Origin of the sequence: Thermophilibacter immobilis (assembly GCF_015277515.1) — a bacterium.
In the GTDB taxonomy this organism is placed as follows: Bacteria; Actinomycetota; Coriobacteriia; order Coriobacteriales; family Atopobiaceae; genus Thermophilibacter; species Thermophilibacter immobilis.
Genome location: NZ_CP063767.1, coordinates 812453 through 832885 on the forward strand (window position 1 = coordinate 812453; position 20433 = coordinate 832885).

Genomic DNA, 20433 nt, shown 5'->3' on the forward strand with positions numbered 1-20433 from the left:
GTTTCCTATCTGTAGGCTTCCCGCGCGGGGCATCGCAAGGCGATGCCCCGCCGGGTTATGCGGGCACTACGTCATCTTCGTCTCTTCCACCCGCCGGAAGCGCGGGCATCGAAGAGAGGACGAGGGCGCAGTCCCCGAGGACGAACAAGGAAAGCACATGGGAAAGTACATCCTCAAAAGAGTGATTCAGTTCATCCCCGTTTTTTTGGGCGTGACGCTCATCCTCTTCGTGATGGAGAACGTCGTTCCGGGTGATCCCATCAAGCTCATGGCGGGTGAGAAGAAGCTCGACGCCCAGACCGAGCTCAACCTGCGCGTGGCCCACCACCTCGTCGAGACCGACGAGAACGGAAACGCCCTCTACGACGAGGCCGGCAATCCGATAGCAACCCCGATGTGGAAGCGCTACGTGCTCTACGTCGGAGGTCTTCTTCAGGGCGACCTCGGCGTCTCCTATCAGAGGGCGGGGCAGTCCGTCTCGGATATCCTGATGTCCAAGTATCCCTATACGATCAAGCTCTCCATCGTGGCCATCATCATAGAGACGGTCGTGGGCATAGGGGCCGGCATGATCTCGGCGATAAAGCGCTACTCGTTCTGGGACGTGCTCGTCACGTTGGTGACGTCGGTTCTCGTGGCGATGCCCGCCTTCTGGCTCGGCATGCTCCTGCAGCTCTTCTTCGGCATCTTCCTCAAGGATGCCACGGGCGGGGGCTTCTATCTGCCCATCTCGGCGGACTTCTCCCCCTACGCGGAGTTTCAGGGCTGGGCCTACTACATTCTGCCGGCCATCACGCTGGCGTCGGTCTCCACGGCCTATGCGGCGCGCATCATGCGCTCCCAGCTGCTCGAGGTCATGAACCAGGACTACATCCGCACGGCGCGCGCCAAGGGCCTGTCTCGTCGCGACGTCATCTGGCACCATGCGCTCAAGAACGCCCTCATCCCCGTCGTCACCTACATCGGCAACGACTTTGGCGCGATGATGGCCGGTGCCATCCTGACAGAGACGGTGTTCAACTGGCCGGGTGTGGGCTACGAGACCTACCGCGCGATCTCGTCGCGCGACTGGCCCATCGTGCTTGGCTCCGTGACGGTCATCGTGGTGCTCGTCATGGTCATCAATCTCATCGTCGACGTGAGCTATGCCTTCCTTGATCCTCGCATCAGGTACGGCGCTCCCAAGGACCAGGGCTAGGGGGAAGGGCATGACAGCAGAGAACACCGCCGCCGCGGCGGTACCTGCCCAGAGCCGCACGCTCTGGAGCGACGCCTGGAGGCGTCTCAAGAAGAACAGGCTCGCCGTGTTCGGCGCGATCTGGATCGCCTTCATCGTCGTCGTGGCGCTCAGCGCCGACCTCTGGGTGCCCCAGACGCTGGGCAGCCCCACCGAGACCCAGTCAGAGACCATGACGGACAGCTCGCGTCTTCCGCCCTCGGCCGAGCACCCCTTCGGCACCGACACCCTGGGTCGCGACGTGCTCTCGCGCGTCATCTACGGCGCTCGGGTGTCGCTCTCCGTCGGCGTGCTCGCCACGCTCATCTCCACGGCCATCGGGCTGGTCCTGGGCGCGCTCGCCGCGTTCTACGGGGGCGTCTGGGACACGATCATCATGCGCTGCGCGGACGTTTTCATGGCCTTTCCCTACACGCTGTTCGTGATCGCCATGATCGCGGTCTTGGGCAACGGGATCCAAAACGTGTTCATCGCCATCGGCATCCTGGGCTGGCCCTCGATCGCGCGCGTTTTTCGCTCGGCGATCCTCACGGTCAAGGAGAACGACTACGTCGACGCGGCGCGCGCCATGGGTGCCTCCGACGCCCGCATCATCGTGCGCCACATCTTCCCCAACTCGGTCGCCTCGATCGTGGTCTACGCCACGATGAACGTCGGCGGCGCCATCCTGACCGAGAGCGCCCTCTCGTTTCTGGGCATGGGCGTCGTCCCCCCGGATCCCTCGTGGGGCAACCTGATCCAGGACGGCCAGACCTACCTGGCCACGCAGCCGTGGCTCATGATCCTGCCCGGCCTTGCCATTCTCATGACCGTGCTTGCCTTCACCCTGCTCGGCGACGGTCTGCGCGATGCCCTCGACGTCAAGATGAAGGACGCTTAAGCCATGTTCAGGAAGAAGAACAAGGGCCCCGAGCCCGCGCTAGAGCTCAAGAGCCAGCCCGTTCCCGAGGGCTCGCACCTGCTCGAGGTCGATGACCTCAAGATGTACTTCCACACCCAGGACGGCGTGGTCAAGGCGGTTGACGGGGTGAGTTACACGCTCGATCGCGGGGAGACGCTGGGTGTCGTGGGCGAGTCCGGCTCCGGCAAGTCCGTGACCTCCCTCACCGTCATGGGCCTCGTCGACATGCCCCCGGGAAGGATCGAGGGAGGCGACGTGCGCTACCGCGGCCGCTCCCTTCTCTCCATGAGCGACGCCGAGATGCAGCACATCCGCGGCAACGACATCGCCATGATCTTCCAGGACCCGATGACCTCGCTCAACCCGGTCTACACGATCGGCCGGCAGCTGGGCGAGGGCCTCAGGCTCCATCGCGGCTACACCAAGGCGCAGGCACTCGCCCGAGCGGTCGAGCTGCTCGACCTCGTGGGCATTCCCAACCCGGACCAGCGCGTCAAGGACTACCCGCACCAGTTCTCGGGAGGCATGCGCCAGCGCGTCATGATCGCCATGGCCCTGGCCTGCGACCCCGACATCCTGATTGCCGACGAGCCCACCACGGCCCTCGACGTCACGATCCAGGCGCAGATCATCGAGCTCATGAAGGAGATGCAGCAGAAGAACGGCAACGCGATCATCATGATCACCCACGACCTCGGCGTGGTGGCCGACGTCGCCGACAAGATCATGGTCATGTATGCCGGTCATCCCGTGGAGTTCGGGTCCGCCGAGGAGATCTTCTACCATCCCACGCACCCCTACACCTGGGGGCTCATGCGCTCCATTCCCAAGCCCGAGGGCGACGAGAAGCGCCCGCTCACGCCCATCGAGGGCAACCCTCCCTCGCTCGTCAACGTGCCGAGCGGCTGCTCCTTCTCGCCGAGGTGCCCGTACGCGACCGAGCGCTGCCGCACCGAGGTGCCCGAGATTTACACCTTCGCGTCGGGCCACTACACGCGCTGCCACTATTCGATGGATCCCGAGTTCGCGCACGCGCACGCGCCTGCCAACTCGCGTACGGCCGCCGCGGCCGCGAGCCCAGTTGCGCAGGAAGGGGGCGAGCGCTGATGGCAGACGAGAGAAGGCCCCTGCTCTCCGTGCAGCACCTGTGCAAGGAGTTCCCGGTGGACTCCGGTCTCCTGGGCAGGCGCTTCTCCAAGAGCTCCGTCTCGGCGGTCAAGGACGTGAGCTTTGACATCTACCCTGGCGAGACCCTGGGCCTCGTGGGCGAGTCCGGCTGCGGCAAGTCCACCACGGGTCGCTGCATCATGCGCCTCTCGCGCCCGACGTCAGGCAAGGTCATCTTTGACGGCAAGGACGTCGCTGAGATGAGCAAGAGGGAGCTCAAGGGGATGCGCCGCAACATGCAGTTCATCTTCCAGGACCCCTACGCCTCGCTCAACCCGCGCATGACCATCGGAGAGATCGTCTCCGAGCCGCTCATCATCCACGGCGTCATGACCGATGCGACCGAGCGCACTCTCTACGTTCAGGAGCTCCTGGACACTGTGGGCCTCAACCCCGAACACATCAACCGCTATCCGCACGAGTTCTCGGGAGGTCAGCGCCAGCGCGTCGGCATCGCCCGAGCCTTCGCGCTCAAGCCCAAGCTCATCATCTGCGACGAGCCGGTCTCGGCCCTGGACGTCTCCATCCAGGCCCAGGTGCTCAACCTCCTGAACGACCTCCAGCAGCAGTACGGCACCGCGTACCTGTTCATCGCGCATGACCTCTCGGTGGTCCAGCACATCTCCAACCACATCGCGGTCATGTACCTGGGAAACCTCATGGAGCACTCCGACTGGAAGACGCTCTACGACCGGCCGATGCACCCCTACACGCAGTCTCTGCTCTCGGCGGTGCCCGTGCCCGACCCCGATCTTCAGGCGACCCGCAAGCGCATCATCCTCGCGGGCGACCCGCCCTCGCCAATCGACCCACCTTCCGGCTGCCGCTTCCACACGCGCTGCCCGATCGCGACCGAGCGCTGTTCCGCCGAGCATCCCGAGCTGCGCGAGATTGAGCCCGGTCACCTCTGTGCCTGTCACTACGCGGCTCCCAACCCGATCAAGGGGAGCTCGATCGAGCTTTAGGTGCTGGAAGTACGTGCTTCGTGAGGTCTTGGCCCCTTCCTGTTCGGCTCATTGCCTGCGCAAAAGTCGTCGGATCAGGAAGGGGCCAAGGCCTTCCCGGAGGTCTTCCCGTGGGGGAGCTCGAGCGGGCCTGCTCGGGGGAGAGATCTTAGCGCCGGAAACGCCGCATGTGCCCCGCGGGACCGGCCTTGGCAGCTTTGGGCGGGGCAGTTGCGGCACCTTTCGCAGCTAGAACACCGCACACGCCCCGTGGGAGACTTTTTTGGGTTGTGGGTTGCGCGGGGATGGGGGAGCGTGCATAATATCCCATGCGCGCAAGCGCAGCTTGTCGGAGTGGCGGAATTGGCAGACGCGCTAGCTTGAGGTGCTAGTGACCGACTAAAAGGTCGTGCGGGTTCAAGTCCCGCCTCCGACACCACGAAAGAACGCGGGCCCCTGTGGTCCGCTTTTTTCATGCCGCGCCGCGGCGTCCAGCACGGAGCCCCTTTGACGTCACCCCTTGGTACAATGCCTGCGAGGTCACGGGTTTCCAGGGGCCTCGCAGGTCGACGAGAGGTGACACATGCCAAGGACGGCGCTCAGCACCAGACGGGTCGAGGGAATAGGCGAGGGGAGCCTTGCGGGGACCCTCTCGAGGCTCCTGCAGCTCACGAGCGAGGCGGTTCTCGTCTTCGACGGTCTGGGGCGGGTGCTTCTTGTGAACGACGAGGCCACCAAGCTCCTCTCGAGCAAAGAAGCGCTCGTGGGCACTGACGTGCGCCGGCTCTTTCCGGCCGCCGACGGCTCCGACCCGGACGGCATGTTCGACGCGTCGGACCTTCCCTTTGCCGTCGACGGCTCGATGACGCTCTGCTCGTGCGTGGGCGCGGACGGTCGCCTCATGCCGGTCCGCGTGCGCTGCGACGTCGTCCAGGCCCCGGGGGAGACCTACCTCCTCGTCGCCCTGCCCGCCAACGGAGAGGAGCGCGCGGGACGCGAGTACGACCGCACCCTCGACGACCTGCGCCGAGCCAACCATCGGCTGTCCGGGGCCCTGAACATCGTGCTCGACACCCTGGACTCCAATGACGTGGACACCCTCTTCGGGCGCGTGCTCGAGGAGATCACGGACACGATGGAGTCCGACGGCACGATCGTCTACCTCGCCGAGGCGGACGGCTTTCACCTGCGCGGCCTCTCGAGCGGCCTCGCAGACGAGAAGGTCGTGCGCTTCATGGCGTTCGACCGCAGCGTGGAGAAGCTCGCCCTGCGCGAGGGCCATGCGGTGCGCTTGAGGGTCTGTCCCCCGTCGAGCGACGTGCTCAGGCAGGGGCGGCTGGTCACGCGCGAGGTCGTGAACGAGGAGACGCACGAGATCATGCGCCTCAAGAGCGACGTCCTGCCCCCGTTCACGAGCTTCGTGCTGGTTCCGGTGTGGTTCGGCGGGCACGTCATCTCGATCATCGAGGTGGGCTGGAGGCGGATGCACCCCCTCGTCAAGGAGGACGCGCGCCTGCTCGACTCCGTGGCCCACTACCTCTCGATCCAGCTCGCGGGGGCCTTCTCGGCCATGCGCGCCCAGCGTGCCGACCATCTCCTCGCCCTGGGGACCGATCTGCGCGAGGAGCTCCTCTCCGCAGGGGACGACGCGAGTCACGACGTGTGGGGTCGCCTGCCCGAGGTCCTCTCCGAGGCCGCCGACGAGCTGGAGGCCACCCTCGTGCGCGTCCGGGAGAACGACTACCAGCGCCTCGTCATGGTCGACCTGCCCCTCACGGGCATGCGCGCGCTTCCCGTCGACCTGGACGAGCTCGAGCGGGGCTCCGTACGCGACGGAGCCGCCGTGGTGAGCGTGGGCTCCGGCTCCGAGCTCTCCTCGTTTCTGCGCGAGCTCGGGGAGCCCTGCGTGGGCGTGCTGGTCGACCTCGGGGAGCTGGCCGGCGAGCGCTTCTGCAACCTCGTGCTGCGCCCCAACGGGGCGGAGCCCTTCGATGACCTCGAGCTCGAGTTTCTCTCCCGGCTGGCCGAGGACGTGCGCGGCATCGCCCTGGGCGAGGAGGCGCGGGCCCAGGACAAGCGCATCTCGCAGGCCCTCCAGACGGGGATGAGAAACGAGCTCCAGAAGGTCGAGGGCATCACGGCCCAGGCCGTCTACTCCTCCGCGACCAAGGCCGCCTTCGTGGGCGGGGACTTCTACGACCTCATCCGGCTGCCCGGCCGGCGCGCCTGCGTCATCATGGGCGACGTCTCCGGCAAGGGCGTGGAGGCCGCGTCCGTCTCGGCGGCCGTCAAGACGGCGCTGGGGGCCTACGCGTGGGAGGGGTTGGACCCGGCGCGCATGGTGCGCTCGCTCAACGACTTCCTCCTGGGCTTCTCGCGCGTGGAGACCTTCGCCACGCTCTTCGTGGGCATCGCCGACCTGGCGTCCGCCACGCTCACGTACTGCTCGGCGGGCCATCCGCCCGCGATCCTCATGCGCGCCGGGGCCGACGAGATCTCCATCCTGGACGTGCAGTCCGGCGTCGTCGGCGCCTTTCACGACATTGGCTACCAGGACGGCTCGGTGCGCCTTTGCGCCGGTGACGTCCTGCTGCTCTACACGGACGGGACCACGGAGGCCCGCGACCCCTCGGGCGCGTTCTTTGGCGAGCAGGGCCTGCGCGACCTGGTGATGCGCGAGTCTGCGGGCGGGAAGACCTTCGACGGCTTCGTGGAGCGCCTCCTTGAGGCGCTTGACACCTTCACGGGCCAGAACCTGGAGGATGACGTGGCCATGGTCGCCCTGCGCTTCGATGAGCTGGGAGTCGCGGAGGGCCACGGCGCCTGAGATGAGGCGTCCCTCCCAGCGCTCGGCACGGCGTTAGGCTGCGCCCCTTTGGGGAATAACCAGTCTCATGCATGACATCGTCAACATAGCGCTCGTTAACGTCAACGGGGACCTCGACGTCACCACGGTCGGCTCCGTGCGTCGACGCATCGATGCGCTTGTCGCCCAGGGCTGCCGCCGTATCTTCCTCAACATGGCCGGATCCACCCGCGTCGACTCGGCGGGGATGGGGCTCATCCTCTCCGAACTGCGCCGCATGCGCCGCCTGGGCGGGCTTCTGTCGCTCTCCAACGTCTCGCCTTCGGTGTACCTGGCTCTGTGCCGCATGCGCATGGTCGACTACCTGCTCGTCTCTCGCGCGGGCGCGCGCCTTGAGGTCGATGAGCTCGACCCCTCCGTCCTGCCTTGCTGGCGCACCACGTTTCGCGTGGACGCCACGGCCCTGGGCGGGGCGCGCGACCGGGTGTCCGAGCTTCTGGGGGGGCTGCCCCTCACGCCCGACGAGGTGTTCGACATGACGCTGGCCTCCGGCGAGGCCGTGGGCAACGCCGTCGACCACACCTGCGAGGGAGGCGTTCTGGTGACGGTGTCCGCCTATGCCGACCGCGCGGTCGTCGACGTGGCCGACTGCGGGTGCGGCTTTGCGCCCGCCCAGGAGGGGGGCGACCCCGTCGAGCCGAGCCCCTGGGCCGAGCGCGGGCGGGGAATTCGCCTCATGCGCCTTCTCGCCGACTCCGTCATCATCTCGTCCAAGAGCGCAGGACAGGGGACGGTCGTGCGTCTCGTCAAGCTCTTCGACGGACCAGGTGCCGTCACGGTTCCCGAGCAGGTCACCCCCGCCACGCGCCCGTAGGGACCCATAGAAATTTCACGTCCGGAGCAATTCGTGCTTGCCTCGAGGAGGCAGGACCCGTATAGTATTCCGTGCACGTGCGGGCTTAGCGCAGTTGGTAGCGCGCCACCTTGCCAAGGTGGAGGTCGCGGGTTCGAACCCCGTAGCCCGCTCCATGTGAGCGCCGGGCCGGTCGCGATCGGCCTTTTTCATACGGCGAAGTGGCCAAGTGGTAAGGCAGAGGCCTGCAAAGCCTTCACCCCCGGTTCGAATCCGGGCTTCGCCTCCAGCAGAATCTGGGCACCCCACGGGGTGCCCTTTTTTGTCGAGAAGGCACGGCGTGCCTTTCGGTAGACGCCGCTTCGGCCCGTGCGCCACCCCCGTCCGCCGTGCGCCACCCGTGAGGACCGTGAGGATTGGGGCGCCTTTTTTTGATATGGGGAGCGGGTTTTGGAGCTCGAGGCTCTTCTCGGTTTTGCGTTTGCGCAGGTAAAGGTCCTGACGAGAAGAACCTTGCGCTCAAAAGTCCGCCTAAATATCAAAGAAGCGCCCCAGTCGCGCAAAGCGACCCGCCCTAATCGTGGATGCGGGCTCGGCACCGACCCCAGATCCTGGACGGTCGTCGGATGCCCCTCCGCGCACCTTTTTCGAAATCAGGCTTGCGCTCGTGGGGGAGTCTGGGCTAGTATTGCTCCTCGCGTCGCGGGCTTAGCGCAGTTGGTAGCGCGCCACCTTGCCAAGGTGGAGGTCGCGGGTTCGAACCCCGTAGCCCGCTCCATGTGACTCGAGGGACCGGTCCCAGGACCGGTCCTTTTGCTATCCTAAGGGCGTTTGGGAATAGGTCAATCTGCCTTCGGGAGCCGCAACCGCCATGCTGTACTCACTCGTCCTCCTTCTTTTCCTGTTCGCCGTGATGCAGGGCTTCGTGCGAACGATCGTCTACTTCTGGAACTGGCTCTCCCACGGGGACCGCCTCGACGAGAATGACGTCGAGCGCGCCCAGGCGGCCCTCGAGGAGTCCGAGGACGTCCTCGCGCGCGAGCTCTCCCGCGCCAACGGCCGTCGCGGCCTCGCTCGGGTGTTCGCGCGCTGGCAGGCCTCGAGCGAGGCGGTCGACGAGTACCTCGACCACCTGCGCCTGAGCTGGTATCAGATCATCATCCTCTTCTTCGTCGGCAGCATGGGGGGCCTCCTCATCGAGGAGGTCTGGATGCTCGTCACCGCCGGCCTCACCGAGAACCGCGTGGGCCTCGTCTGGGGGCCGTTCTCGCCCCTCTACGGGTTCGGGGCGGTCCTGCTCACGGTCCTGTGCTTCGAGCTGCGTGCCCACGCCGCGCGCAACTGGCAGATCTTCCTGCTCGCCGCCGCCGTGGGCGGCCTTCTCGAGCAGATGACCGGCTGGGGCATGGAGGCCCTCTTCAACGCCGAGTCGTGGACCTACGAGTATCTGCCCGACCACATCACCAAGTGGGTGGCCTGGCGCTTCCTGGTCTTCTGGGGCCTTTTGGGGCTTGCGTGGTGCCGCGCGGTCATGCCGCGGCTGCTCTACACGATCGGCATGCCCACCTCGCGGCGTCAGGCCGTGTTCGTGACCCTCGTGGCCGTCTACCTCGTGGCCGACATCGCGATGACCCTCGTCTGCTTCGACCGCAAGACCAACCGCGACGCGGGTGTGCCCGCGGCAAACGCCTTCGAGCGATGGGTGGACACCAACTACGACGACGAGTTCATCTCGTCGCGCTTCCAGAACCTCACGATCGCCGACGAAGGGACCCGGGCGTGACGCCCGCTGGAAGGGGAGCCGCTCGCGAGGTCTACCTCGACTACGCGGCGTCGACGCCCGTGGACCCCGAGGTGCTCGAGGCCATGCTTCCGTACTTCTCGGAGCGCTTCTGGAACCCCTCGGCGCCGTACGAGTGCGCGCGGGGCGTCCGCGACGACATGGAGCGAGCGCGGGACACGGCGGCGCGCCTCCTGGGCGCGCGCCCCGACAACGTGGTCTTCACGGCCGGCGCGACCGAGGCTAACAACCTCGCCTTCGCCTGTGTGGACGGACACGTGGTCGTGGACGCGGCGGAGCACGAGAGCGTACTGGCCTGCGCGTCGACCCACGAGCACCGCTGCGTGCGCGTGGGCCCCGACGGGATCGTGGACCCGGGCGTCGTGGCGGCCGCCATCCGGCCGGACACCGAGCTCGTCTCGGTCGAGCTGGCCAACGGCGAGCTGGGCTGCGTCCAGCCCGTGCGCGCACTCTCGCACGTGGTGGCCGCCGAGCGCGCGCGACGCCTCGAGGCGGGGGAGCGCCACCCTCTCTACCTGCACACGGACGCCTCGCAGGCGGCCGGTGCCCTCTCGGTCAACGTGTCCTCGCTCGGGGTCGACCTGCTCACGCTCTCCGCGGCCAAGATCTACGGCCCCAAACAGGTGGGGCTTCTCTGGGCCTCCGACGACGTGCGTCTGCGTCCGCTCGTCTTTGGCGGCGGGCAGGAGGGCGGCGTGCGCTCCGGCACCGAGAACGTCGCGGGCATCGTGGGCCTCGCCCGCGCCCTCGAGCTCGCCTGCGCCCGCCGCGACGAGGAGGCGCGCGGCCTCGCCCGCCTGCGCGCCCGCCTGCGCGCGGGCCTTCTCGCCGAACTGCCGTGGATGGTGGTGTCGGGGCCCAACAACCCCAAGCGCCGCCTCCCCGGGCTGCTCCACGTCTCCTTCGCGGGCCTGGAGGCGCGTCGCCTCGTGATCGGCCTGGAGCGCGAGGGGGTCTCGGCGGGGACCGGGTCGGCCTGCGCGGCGAGCCGGATGCGCGTGAGCCACGTGCTCGAGGCGATCGGTCTGCCGCGAGCGCTGGCCGAGGGGAGCCTGCGCCTCACGCTCGGGCGTCCCACGACCGAGGCGGACGTGGACTACGCGGTGGCCGCCCTCGTGCGGGTCGTGCGCGCCGAGATGGGGCGCCGCGGGCTCGACGACGCTGCCTGTGCCCGGATCGCGGGAGGTGCGCGCTGATGACGCGCGTCTTCTGCGGCCTTTCGGGCGGGGTCGACTCCGCCCTGGCCTGCGCGCTGCTCGTGGAGGCCGGCCACGAGGTCACGGCCGTCTACCTGCGCAACTGGTCGCGCGACCTGCCGGGCTTCAGGTGCCCGTGGGCAGACGACCTGGCCGACGCCGAGCGCGTGGCCGTGACGCTCGGGATCGACCTGGAGGTCTGGGACTGCGAGAAGGACTACCAGGAGACGGTCGTGGACTACCTCGTGGACGCCTACGCGCGAGGCTACACCCCCAACCCGGACGTCATGTGCAACCAGACCATCAAGTTCGGGACCTTCGCCGACCGCGCGTTCGCGCGTGGGGCGGACTTCGTGGCCACGGGCCACTACGGGCGCGTCGAGCGGGACGCGGACGGCCGCGCGCGCCTTCTGCGGGCGGTCGACGAGCACAAGGACCAGACCTACTTCATGTGGCGCGTGGGCGAGGACGTGCTCGCGCGCACGCTTCTGCCCGTGGGCGAGATTGCGAACAAGACCGAGGTCAGACGCTTGTGCGCTAAACGTGGCCTGGGGGTCGAGGACAAGCCCGACTCCGACGGGATCTGCTTCGTGGGTCCGGTGGGCATCCGTACGTTTCTGCTCGACTCCCTCGAGCGGCGCGCGGGGGACATCGTGGAGTGGGAGACGGGAAGGGTGCTCGGCCGTCACGACGGGGCCTTCCTCTTCACGGTGGGCCAGAGGCGTGGCCTCGACCTGGGGGGAGGCCCCGCGCGCTACGTGGTTTGCACGGACACGGACGCCAATGTCGTCTACGTGACGGCCGACCCCGCCTGCCCCGGCCTGTGGACGCGCGCGCTCACGCTCTCCGACGCCCGTTGGATCTCGGGCGAGCCGCCCGAGGAGGGTGTCTACCTCGTGCGCACCCGTCACACGGGAGCGTTGAGAAAGGCCGTGCTCGAGGAGGCCCCCCGCGGCCTCTCCCTGCGCTTCTCCGAGCCCGTGCGCACGGTGGCGCCCGGTCAGTCCGCCGTGGTCTACGACGGGCCGCGCTGCCTCGGGGGCGGCATCGTCCAGCGCGACGGACGGCCCTCCCGCGTCTGAGGGCTCTGAGAGGAGAAACGCCGCTACCTATGCGCGGTCTGAACGAGGGAGTCCTAGGCGCGCTACACTAGTCCAACCGTTGGTCTGTCGGCATGACGTCGGGAGCGTTTGAGTGGCATCAGAGCAAAACAGGCCCCAGGGCCACAAGGGCGCCAAGAAGGTCCCGCTCAAGGTCTCCGCAGTGCGCGGCGTTACCGCCGAGGACCGCGCCGCCGACAAGAAGAGCATGGGGCAGGTGCGGACGACCATCGTCTTTCTGGCCGTCGTCGTGATTGCCTATGCGCTCTACCTCGTCTTCACCGGACAGGTCGACGAGTTCGTGTCATCGCTTTCCGGCGTGGACGCGGGCTGGATCGTCGCGGGCGTGGTGTGCTTTCTGTTCTACTACGTCTTTGGCGTCCTCGCCTACGCGCTCTCCATCATCGGAGACCCGGACTGCCCCGTGGGCCTGCGCGACCTCATGAGCGTCGAGGCCTCGGGTGTCTTCTTCATGCGCATGACGCCCAACAGCGCGGGCGCCCCGCCCGCCCAGATCTACCGCCTCACGCGCGCGGGCCTCTCGGTGGGGGCCGCGAGCGCGCTCAACTTCACGCGCACCCTGCTCTACGAGGCGGGTGAGGGCATCTTCTCCGCGATTATGCTCGTCTTCTGCGGGTCGTACTTCTACGAGACCTTCGGTGACGTGACCCTGATCGGTATCTTGCTCTTTGGATTCAAGGTTCTCCAGGTGGGGGGAATCCTCTTTCTGTGCCTGTTCCCCCGCCCGGTGATGGTCCTTGGCAACTGGGCGCTGCGGTTTGCGAACCGCCGGGGCTGGCTCAAGGACGAGAAGTACGAGAAGGCCTATGCATTCGTGAACACGCAGGTCATGGAGTTCTCTCGCGCCTTCAAGTCTTCGGCGAGCAACGTGGCCGAGATGTGCGCAACGATGGTGGTGAGCCTTCTGCAGCTGGGCTGCATGTACGCGCTGCCGTACTTCGTGCTGCGCTCGTTCGGAGAGCCCGCCGACTTCTTGGTATGCCTGGCCTCGGGCTCCATGGTCGAGCTCCTCATCAACGCCGTCCCCCTGCCAGGGGGTACGGGCGGCGCCGAGGTGGGCTTCTCCTATCTCTTCGGGGGCATGTTCGGCGCGTACCTGCCGGCCGGTCTCGTGATCTGGCGCGCGATCGAGTACCTGCTACCGGTTATCATCGCGGTGCCCTGCATGGGCATGCGCTCCGTTGCGGGCGGGGCGTCCCTCAATCGGCGCTGGAATCGTTTCTGGGGCCGCGCGAAGGCGTTCGTGCATGGCGAGAAGCGCGGTCGCGGGTCGACTCGGGGTGGCGGCATCACGGTCAATCCCAAGGCGGTCAGGCGAGCGCCCACAGCTCCCTCGAGCGTCGAGGAGCGCATCGCGGCCGGCAAGAAGGCGGCCGCCGAGCGGGGGAAGGGCTCGAAGAAGTAGGGTCTTCTCGTGCCTCCGTCCTAAAATCAGCGAATTCTCATCGCCTGGAGCCCGCATGGGGACTTGTCAATAGATTCTAGAGGGAAGGCAAAGTATCCCTTTCAAGGACAAACTCTCTACCTGCGACTCTCTTGGCGTTAGAGGTGTCGCTACTCGGGGTTCCATCGAAAATCTATTGACAAGTCCCCCCAGGGCCTCCGAGCGTGGAAAAGAGGCCCTATTTCACCGTGGGGCCGCGCGCCTCACCATAATGGGTACCTAAGGCAGAGGAGGCAATCATGGAATACGAACTGAACCCGGCCGTTCGCAGGCGGATCTTGAAGTTTCAGCAGGACGAGATCACGGGACACGTGCTCTACCGGGCAATCGCGGAGCGCCAGAAGGACGAGAAGAACAAGGCCGCTCTGCTTGAGATCTCCGACGCCGAGCACGACCACTACGAGATATGGAGGGGCTACACCGGCCAGGAGGTAAAGCCCAACCGCTGGCGCGTGTGGTGCGGAAAGGCGTGCGGCCGCCTTCTGGGAGACACCTTCACCATCAAGTTCATGGAGAGCGGCGAGGAGTTCGGCATCCGCGAGCTGGAGGGCATCGAGAAGGAGATTCCCGAGGCGCGCCATATCATCGACCAGGAGGAGGACCATGAGAGCAGCCTCATGGAGATGGTCGACGAGGAGCGGCTGCACTACGTGGGGGCCATCGTCTTGGGTCTCAATGACGCGCTGGTAGAGCTCACGGGCACCATTGCGGGCCTGACCTTCGCCCTGGCGAACACCCGGCTGGTGGCCCTCTCCGCGATCGTCACGGGAGCGTCGGCGACCCTGTCCATGGCGGCGTCGAACTATCTGGCCGAGCGGGCGGAGGGCAACGAGCATGCCCTCAAGTCGAGCCTGTACACGGGCATGGCCTACCTCATCACGGTCGCCCTGATGGTCCTGCCCTACCTGCTCGTTCCCAACGAGCTCTATGTCGCCGCCTTTGGCATCATGCTGGCGGTGGTCGTGCTCGTCATCTTCCTCTTCAACTTCTATGTCTCGGTGGCGCAGGGCAAGCCCCTGATGAGCCGGTTCCTTCAGATGGCGGCCATCAGTCTGGGCGTGGCGGGCATCTCGTACGTGATCGGCATCCTGGCCAAGGCGTTGCTCGGGATCGACGTGTAGCACGTGTGCGACGGAGTCGGGTCGACGGAGAAAAAGGGAGCTTATGAACATTGCCGTGAGGTATCAGTCTCGCTCGGGCAACACTCGAGGGGTCGCCGAGGCCATTGGCAAGGCCGTGGGCGTGGAGGCCCAGGACTGCTCGGTGCCTCTTGACGAGGCTGCTGGCCTGCTGTTCCTGGGTGGAGCCGTCTATGGCGCGCGCCTGGACGAGAAGATGCGCGCCTACATCGAGCAGCTGGACCCGCAGGGCGTGAAAAAGGTGGCCCTGTTCGGGACCTCGGCCCTGGTGAAGTCCGGCGCCGCTCAGATGCGCGAGCGCCTGGAGGAGCGGCACATCAAGGTCCTGGACGGTGACTTCTACTGCCGCGGTGCCTTCACCTTTATGCACAGGGGCCATCCCGATGCCGAGGACCTACGGCAGGCGGCGGCCTGGGCCCGCGTTCTCATAGATTCTTCCAAGGACTAGGTGACGAGGGCGAAAGCGCATATATGCCTCTAGTGGCCGTGGAGATGTTCCACCCGCTGCGATGAGTTCTTGTGATGTCCCGCTGTGACGGGAGCTCCTCTTAGTGATTTGCATGAACTCGCTGATATTCTAAGTTTGTAGGATGAATTTCACAAACTCTTTAAAACGCACGAGAAGATAAAATCACTGAACAAAAAAGCGGCCCACCAGGGCCGCTCCTTGTGACTCTTTTGCCCTTGCGAGCTTCGGGACTATTCGAACACCACCACGGACTCCGGGCGCTTGACGCGCGCGAGCACGGTCTCGAGCACGCGGAAGGAGTGGTTGAGGCTGACCTGCTCGAGGTAGGCTGTGGTCAGGTCCAGTCCCACCGCGAGGTCCATGTTGCGCTCGGAGGTGGCCAGAAGCGCTGCCTGGACCGTCTTCTGGCCCAGGACCGGGGTCTGGTAGACGTGTCCGCCCACCAGCGCGCGCACGCGGTCGATCTCGAGCGAGCCCGTGCCCGGCTGGATGCGATGGAGCCCCGCGAAGAGCTCCGGGCTCACAACCAGCGCGTACGGGCCGTAGACGCCCTTCTTGGCGAGAAGCGCCAGCGCGTCGGCGATGTCGGTGAAGGCGTTCTCGCCCTCGTCCCAGGCATCCAGCGCGACCTTGTTGACGCCGGCTGCCGTGAGCAGGCCGTCGTAGCCGTGCGCCGCGTTGCCCAGGAGCACCAGCTCGTCCTCCTTGAGCGCGCACTTCTCGGCTGCCGCGGCGGCCTTGGAGACGTCGACGGGAACCCCCGCGCGAGCGGCGGCCTCCAGGTCCCTGGCGAGCAGGGTGAAGTCACTGTAGATCGTGGGAATCTCTGCGACCGTGCGTCCTCCGGTGGTGAGAAGGCCATCGTCGGCCTTCTCGTCGAGCGCTCCGGCGTCATCGATGGCAACATGGGTCTGACCCACGCCCAGAGGCCCGAACAGATGCAGGAAGCGTCTGCTCACGAGTGCCTGACGAGCGGTCTGCGTGACGGTGTCATCGATGCGCGACCACAGCTCCGCCGGCAGCGAGACGGCTTCCCTTGATAGATAGCTCATGGATTTTCTCTCTCCTTTTATGGAAGTTACTGGTCGAGCAGGCTGCCTACGGTGGGGGAGGGGGCGTCGGGCGCCTCGGAGGTCGCGTCGTCGCTCGGTCCCGTGATACCGAGGTCGGCCAGCATCTCCTGAACCTCCCCCTCGCCCGAGGCCAGGTGCTCGACCTCCTTGGGGTCAAGGGTCTTGAGAAGCGTCAGAAGCTCTCCGACGTGCGCGCGCTCCTCGTCGCGAATGTCGGACAGGACCGCCTTGGCGGCCACGTTGTCGGTCGCCTGGACGTGGGCGTCGTAGAGGTAGATCGCCTCGAGCTCTCCCGCGAGGTCCAGGCGGACCGCCTGGATGAGCTCATCCTCGTTGAGCTTTCTGTCGACGTTGCCCTGAAACGGATTCGCAAATGCTGGCATAGAACCTCTCCTCTCTATGGGTGGCACCTACGGCCACATTCTATTGATGTACCCAACACGCCCGGTCGCTTTCACGCGGGTGCGCAGGCGGAGCGTCCTTGCTCCGGCGCGTGGCGCCTGCAGGGCCACAGGGTCGCGGGGACTTATCACAAGCGGCCCCTTTGTGTCCCCTGCGTTACGCACTGGTAACTTTTGCGCCGTTCACGTAAGCAATCTGTTTCTTCACCCGAAGAGTTACCTCTAAATCGTCTTACAACGTTATATTTATATTCAGGTAGTCCAACCTAGGAGGAAAAGCAATGAAAAAAGAGCACGAAGATCAGATTCTTGCGGCAGCCAGGGCCGTCGAGGAGCGCGTCGAGAAGGGTGCGGTGTCCAACATCTACTTCGTCGCCTGCGGCGGGTCGCAGGCGTCCATGATGCCGGCGCAGTACCTGTTCGATCGCGAGCTCATGATTCCTTCCGCCATCTACACCTCGAACGAGTTCAACTACGGCACCCCCAAGGCCTTTGGTAAGGACTCCATCGTCTTCACCATCTCGCACTCCGGGAACACGCCCGAGACGGTCGCCGCCGCCCGGCGCGCCACCGACGCGGGAGCCCTTTCGATCTGCTTCTCGAACGAGGTCGACTCGCCGCTCTGGAAGGCCGCCGGCTATCAGATTCACTACGACCACGGCTCCGAGGCCGACGAGGCCGACAAGGGCGGCTGCGTGGAGCTGCGCGCCTGGTTCGAATTCCTGAAGGTCCTCGACGCGGGTAAGGCCGCCACGTGGCAGGCCGCCTCGAAGTCCGTGGACGAGATCCCCGCCCTCAAGGAGAAGGCCGTCGCGCAGTACAAGGACGCGTGCACCACGTACGCCTCCGACACCAAGCGCGAGAAGCTCATCTATACCATGGGCTCCGGTGCCAACTACGGCGAGATGTATTCGCTGGCCGTCTGCTGGCTCATGGAGATGCAGTGGGTCAACTCCAGCTGCATCCATTCGGGTGAGTACTTCCACGGTCCTTTCGAGATCACGGACTTCGACGTTCCCTTCATCATCTCCGTGGGCAATGGCGCCACGCGTCACCTCGACGAGCGCGCCCTCGCCTTTGCCAGGAAGTTCTCCGACAAGCTCTTCGTCATCGACGAGAACGACTTCGACTTCGGTGGCGTGCCCGCAGAGGTCCAGGAGTATTTCGCGCCCGAGATCCTGGGCGCCGTCATCCGCGTGTTCGTGGAGGCCCACGCCCACGACACCGGCCACAGCCTCTCCGTCCGCCGCTACATGTGGCAGATGGAGTACTAGGCAAAAGGGCTCGCAAAAGCGAAGAAGGGAGGCCCGCATGAGGCTCGTTGCCCTGGGAGACTGCGTCTGCGACTGCTACCTCGACGATGGCGTCTTCTACCCGGGAGGCCAGGCCGTGAACGTGGCGGTCAACGCCCGCCAGTCGGGGGCCCAGGAGTCCAGCTTCGTGGGCGTCTTCGGCGACGACTGCGCCGCGGATCACGTGCGGGCCTCCCTGGCCGCAGAGGGGGTGGGAACCGAGCGCTGCCGTCGGGCCTACCTGCGCACCGCCATGCCGGGCGTGCGCATCATCGATGGTGACCGGGTGTTCTTCCACGGCGCGCGCGACACGGTCGCCCACCTGCTCCAGATGAGGGTCGCCGAGGAGGACCTCGCGTTTCTTGCCGGCTTCGACGTGTGTCACACCACCAACGAGGCCAATGTCGACGCGGACCTGGCTCGGATTCACGCGAGGGTCCCCCTCTCGTACGACTTCTCGATCGATCGCGACGAGGGATGGCTCCGCCAGATATGCCCGAGCGTCGACGTCGCGTTTCTCTCGGGCGCGGACCTCTCAGACGACCGGATCATCGAGCTGATGGGGTTTGTCGGTAGCCTGGGGCCCTCGGTGGTGGTGGTCACCAGGGGCGAGAGGGGCAGCGTCTGCAGCGCTGACGGCACCATCTACGAGCAGGGTATCGTTGCCTGCGACGCGATTGACCCCATGGGCGCCGGCGACTCCTTCGCCGCCGCCTTCCTCGTGAGCTACTTCGACACCAGAGACGTCGCCCGATCGCTGGCCTTCGCCGCCGCGCGAGCGTCTGAGACCTGCACCAAGCACGGGGCTTTTGGCTATCCGCACCCCATCGAGCGGTAGTCGGACCGAGGGCCCAGACGGGCCCTCCCAAGGGAAAGGGAGCATCATGAACCTCAAGTATGGTATCCCCACGATGTCACGTCGGGACTTCATGAAGGCGGGCGCGAGCGCAGGCCTGGCCTTCATGGGCGCGGGCCTCGCCGGCTGCGGCGGCTCGGGCTCGGACTCCGGCAGCACGAGCACGACCGGGGGGAGCGAGGGACAGGTCGCCAACATCGCCGTCGTCACCGCCGTCGTCTCGCTCGACCCCATCGTCGCCGGCGACGCGATCTCCATGGCCGTCATCAGCAACTGCGTCGAGGGCCTCTTCGTCAAGGACGCCGACAGCCAGATCCAAAACGGCCTCTGCGAGACCTACGAGGTCTCCGACGACCAGCTGACGTACACCTTCCACCTGCGCGACGGCATCACCTGGAGCAACGGCGATCCCCTGGTCGCCGCCGACTTCGTCTACGCCTGGCAGAGAAACGCCCTCGCGGACAACGGCGCGGCCGACTTCCAGTACCAGATCGAGATGGCCGCCCTCAAGAACTACGCCGACGTCATCGCCGGCAACGCCGACATCTCCACCCTGGGGGCCAAGGCGACCGACGACAAGACCATCGAGGTCGAGCTCGAGCACCCCGTACCCTTCCTCCTGGACCTCCTCGCCTTCACGCCCTGGGTCCCCGTCCAGCAGAAGTTCCGCGAGGAGAAGGGCACCAACTTCGGCCTGACCAAGGACGACATGCTCTACTGCGGTCCCTTCACGCTCACCGAGTACGAGACCTCGGGCAACACCATCGGCCTCACCAGGAACCCGGGCTACTGGGACGCTGCCAACGTGGAGCTCGCCGGCGTCAACCTGCAGATCATCTCTGACACGCAGCAGGCCGTCATGTCCTACGAGAGCGGCACCGTCGACTACGTCGAGCTCACGGGCGAGCTGGTCAACCAGTACTCCGGCGAGGACGGCTTCAAGAAGGTCGCCGGCAGCTACATCTACTACCTCATGACCAACACCACCAAGGCCGGCCTCGACAACGAGAACTTCCGCATCGCCCTGGCCTACGCGCTCAACCGCCAGGACATCTGCGACAACGTGCTCAAGGACGGCTCCACGCCCGCGAACCAGATGTGCATGGTGGGCCTGTACACCCGCGAGGACGGCACCGACTTCGCCACCGCGAGCCCGCAGCTCTACGCCTACGACGAGGCCAAGGCCAAGGAGTACTGGGAGAAGGCCAAGGCCGAGACGGACGTCCGCGAGTTCACCATCCTCTACGACCAGGAGAAGGACTTCGCGCAGACCACCTGCGCCTACATCCAGGACACCGTCCAGAAGACCCTCGACGGCCTGACCATCAACCTGGAGTCCACGCCCAAGAAGAACCGCCTCGATCTCGAGGGCAAGCGCGACTACGAGGTCATCTTCCACGCCTGGGGCCCGGACTACGCCGACCCGACAGCCATCTTGGCCATGTACGAGTCCACGCACCCATCCAACTACTCTGACTGGGTGAACGAGGAGTTCGACGAGAACTACGAGAAGGCCAACACGGTCGACTCCGGCGACCCCGACGTGCGCTGGGATGAGCTCATGCGCTGCAATGAGGTCTGCACCGAGCAGGCCGTGTGCACCCCCATCTTCCAGACGGGGCTCGCGTCTCTCACCAAGGAGAACGTCACGGGCGTCACGGCCCACATCACGGGCATCGACTGCTTCTACAAGTACGTCGAGAAGAAGTAGCTCAGGGGCGCGCGCACTTGAA

General features: G+C 66.0%; 17 protein-coding genes and 4 tRNA genes. 19 read left to right on the plus strand and 2 right to left on the minus strand.

The window, feature by feature from the left end:
- Nucleotides 1–157 precede the first annotated feature (157 nt).
- From INP52_RS03595 to INP52_RS03670, 16 genes are all read left to right on the plus strand, one after another.
- Nucleotides 158–1198, plus strand: a complete 1041-nt coding sequence (locus INP52_RS03595) for an ABC transporter permease (RefSeq protein WP_194372480.1) — start codon at nucleotides 158–160, stop codon at nucleotides 1196–1198.
- Between the two features lie 10 nt (nucleotides 1199–1208).
- A complete protein-coding gene (locus tag INP52_RS03600; RefSeq protein ID WP_194372482.1) occupies nucleotides 1209–2117 on the plus strand; it encodes an ABC transporter permease in 909 nt (302 codons plus the stop codon).
- 3 nt (nucleotides 2118–2120) lie between these two features.
- Complete coding sequence (locus INP52_RS03605) at nucleotides 2121–3245, plus strand: ABC transporter ATP-binding protein (protein ID WP_194372484.1); 1125 nt, start codon at nucleotides 2121–2123, stop codon at nucleotides 3243–3245.
- Nucleotides 3245–4270, plus strand: a complete 1026-nt coding sequence (locus INP52_RS03610) for an ABC transporter ATP-binding protein (protein WP_194372486.1) — start codon at nucleotides 3245–3247, stop codon at nucleotides 4268–4270. The genes INP52_RS03605 and INP52_RS03610 overlap by 1 nt, the downstream gene beginning before the upstream one ends.
- Nucleotides 4271–4597: 327 nt before the next feature.
- A tRNA-Leu gene (locus tag INP52_RS03615) sits at nucleotides 4598–4688 on the plus strand.
- Nucleotides 4689–4832: 144 nt separating this feature from the next.
- Nucleotides 4833–7076: a SpoIIE family protein phosphatase gene (locus INP52_RS03620; RefSeq protein WP_194372488.1), complete on the plus strand. Its 2244-nt coding sequence runs from the start codon at nucleotides 4833–4835 to the stop codon at nucleotides 7074–7076.
- 67 nt (nucleotides 7077–7143) lie between these two features.
- The gene (locus tag INP52_RS03625) at nucleotides 7144–7929 is read left to right on the plus strand and encodes an ATP-binding protein (RefSeq protein ID WP_194372490.1); all 786 of its coding nucleotides are present in this window, start codon (nucleotides 7144–7146) and stop codon (nucleotides 7927–7929) included.
- A gap of 79 nt (nucleotides 7930–8008) precedes the next feature.
- Nucleotides 8009–8084 (plus strand) — tRNA-Gly (locus INP52_RS03630).
- 39 nt (nucleotides 8085–8123) lie between these two features.
- A tRNA-Cys gene (locus tag INP52_RS03635) sits at nucleotides 8124–8197 on the plus strand.
- Nucleotides 8198–8610: 413 nt separating this feature from the next.
- A tRNA-Gly gene (locus INP52_RS03640) sits at nucleotides 8611–8686 on the plus strand.
- Nucleotides 8687–8779: 93 nt separating this feature from the next.
- Complete coding sequence (locus INP52_RS03645) at nucleotides 8780–9691, plus strand: putative ABC transporter permease (RefSeq protein ID WP_194372492.1); 912 nt, start codon at nucleotides 8780–8782, stop codon at nucleotides 9689–9691.
- On the plus strand, nucleotides 9688–10905 hold the full coding sequence (locus INP52_RS03650) for a cysteine desulfurase family protein (RefSeq protein WP_228478406.1): 1218 nt from the start codon (nucleotides 9688–9690) through the stop codon (nucleotides 10903–10905). Before INP52_RS03645 ends, INP52_RS03650 begins: the two co-directional genes overlap by 4 nt.
- Nucleotides 10905–11987 (plus strand): tRNA 2-thiouridine(34) synthase MnmA, encoded by a 1083-nt coding sequence (gene mnmA / locus INP52_RS03655; RefSeq protein ID WP_194372501.1) that lies wholly within the window; start codon nucleotides 10905–10907, stop codon nucleotides 11985–11987. Before INP52_RS03650 ends, mnmA begins: the two co-directional genes overlap by 1 nt.
- 112 nt (nucleotides 11988–12099) lie before the next feature.
- Nucleotides 12100–13431 (plus strand): lysylphosphatidylglycerol synthase transmembrane domain-containing protein, encoded by a 1332-nt coding sequence (locus INP52_RS03660; protein WP_228478407.1) that lies wholly within the window; start codon nucleotides 12100–12102, stop codon nucleotides 13429–13431.
- A gap of 278 nt (nucleotides 13432–13709) precedes the next feature.
- Entirely contained in the window at nucleotides 13710–14591 is an 882-nt protein-coding gene (locus INP52_RS03665; RefSeq protein ID WP_194372503.1) for a VIT1/CCC1 transporter family protein, read from the plus strand.
- Nucleotides 14592–14634: 43 nt separating this feature from the next.
- Entirely contained in the window at nucleotides 14635–15057 is a 423-nt protein-coding gene (locus tag INP52_RS03670) for a flavodoxin family protein (protein ID WP_194372505.1), read from the plus strand.
- Nucleotides 15058–15308: 251 nt separating this feature from the next.
- On the opposite strand, the gene INP52_RS03675 is transcribed toward INP52_RS03670, so the two are convergent.
- Both INP52_RS03675 and INP52_RS03680 read right to left on the minus strand, forming a co-directional pair.
- Nucleotides 15309–16130: a family 1 encapsulin nanocompartment shell protein gene (locus INP52_RS03675; RefSeq protein WP_194372507.1), complete on the minus strand. Its 822-nt coding sequence runs from the start codon at nucleotides 16128–16130 to the stop codon at nucleotides 15309–15311.
- A gap of 26 nt (nucleotides 16131–16156) precedes the next feature.
- Complete coding sequence (locus INP52_RS03680; protein ID WP_194372509.1) at nucleotides 16157–16534, minus strand: demethoxyubiquinone hydroxylase family protein; 378 nt, start codon at nucleotides 16532–16534, stop codon at nucleotides 16157–16159.
- Between the two features lie 299 nt (nucleotides 16535–16833).
- Between INP52_RS03680 and INP52_RS03685 the strand changes: the two genes are divergently transcribed.
- Genes INP52_RS03685 through INP52_RS03695 form a run of 3 tightly spaced genes read left to right on the plus strand, consistent with a single transcriptional unit; the run spans nucleotide 16834 to nucleotide 20411 of the window.
- Entirely contained in the window at nucleotides 16834–17826 is a 993-nt protein-coding gene (locus INP52_RS03685; RefSeq protein ID WP_194372511.1) for an SIS domain-containing protein, read from the plus strand.
- A 37-nt stretch (nucleotides 17827–17863) separates the two neighbouring features.
- The gene (locus INP52_RS03690; RefSeq protein ID WP_194372513.1) at nucleotides 17864–18682 is read left to right on the plus strand and encodes a PfkB family carbohydrate kinase; all 819 of its coding nucleotides are present in this window, start codon (nucleotides 17864–17866) and stop codon (nucleotides 18680–18682) included.
- Nucleotides 18683–18728: 46 nt separating this feature from the next.
- Entirely contained in the window at nucleotides 18729–20411 is a 1683-nt protein-coding gene (locus tag INP52_RS03695) for an ABC transporter substrate-binding protein (protein WP_194372515.1), read from the plus strand.
- The last annotated feature ends 22 nt before the right edge of the window (nucleotides 20412–20433 follow it).

What these genes read in the sequence shown, in the direction of transcription:
- INP52_RS03595 (WP_194372480.1), top strand. Translation starts at nt 158, where the DNA reads ATGGGAAAGTACATCCTCAAAAGAGTGATTCAGTTCATCCCCGTTTTT.
- INP52_RS03600 (WP_194372482.1), top strand. Translation starts at nt 1,209, where the DNA reads ATGACAGCAGAGAACACCGCCGCCGCGGCGGTACCTGCCCAGAGCCGC.
- INP52_RS03605 (WP_194372484.1), top strand. Translation starts at nt 2,121, where the DNA reads ATGTTCAGGAAGAAGAACAAGGGCCCCGAGCCCGCGCTAGAGCTCAAG.
- INP52_RS03610 (WP_194372486.1), top strand. Translation starts at nt 3,245, where the DNA reads ATGGCAGACGAGAGAAGGCCCCTGCTCTCCGTGCAGCACCTGTGCAAG.
- INP52_RS03620 (WP_194372488.1), top strand. Translation starts at nt 4,833, where the DNA reads ATGCCAAGGACGGCGCTCAGCACCAGACGGGTCGAGGGAATAGGCGAG.
- INP52_RS03625 (WP_194372490.1), top strand. Translation starts at nt 7,144, where the DNA reads ATGCATGACATCGTCAACATAGCGCTCGTTAACGTCAACGGGGACCTC.
- INP52_RS03645 (WP_194372492.1), top strand. Translation starts at nt 8,780, where the DNA reads ATGCTGTACTCACTCGTCCTCCTTCTTTTCCTGTTCGCCGTGATGCAG.
- mnmA (WP_194372501.1), top strand. Translation starts at nt 10,905, where the DNA reads ATGACGCGCGTCTTCTGCGGCCTTTCGGGCGGGGTCGACTCCGCCCTG.
- INP52_RS03665 (WP_194372503.1), top strand. Translation starts at nt 13,710, where the DNA reads ATGGAATACGAACTGAACCCGGCCGTTCGCAGGCGGATCTTGAAGTTT.
- INP52_RS03670 (WP_194372505.1), top strand. Translation starts at nt 14,635, where the DNA reads ATGAACATTGCCGTGAGGTATCAGTCTCGCTCGGGCAACACTCGAGGG.
- INP52_RS03675 (WP_194372507.1), bottom strand. Translation starts at nt 16,130, where the DNA reads ATGAGCTATCTATCAAGGGAAGCCGTCTCGCTGCCGGCGGAGCTGTGG.
- INP52_RS03680 (WP_194372509.1), bottom strand. Translation starts at nt 16,534, where the DNA reads ATGCCAGCATTTGCGAATCCGTTTCAGGGCAACGTCGACAGAAAGCTC.
- INP52_RS03685 (WP_194372511.1), top strand. Translation starts at nt 16,834, where the DNA reads ATGAAAAAAGAGCACGAAGATCAGATTCTTGCGGCAGCCAGGGCCGTC.
- INP52_RS03690 (WP_194372513.1), top strand. Translation starts at nt 17,864, where the DNA reads ATGAGGCTCGTTGCCCTGGGAGACTGCGTCTGCGACTGCTACCTCGAC.
- INP52_RS03695 (WP_194372515.1), top strand. Translation starts at nt 18,729, where the DNA reads ATGAACCTCAAGTATGGTATCCCCACGATGTCACGTCGGGACTTCATG.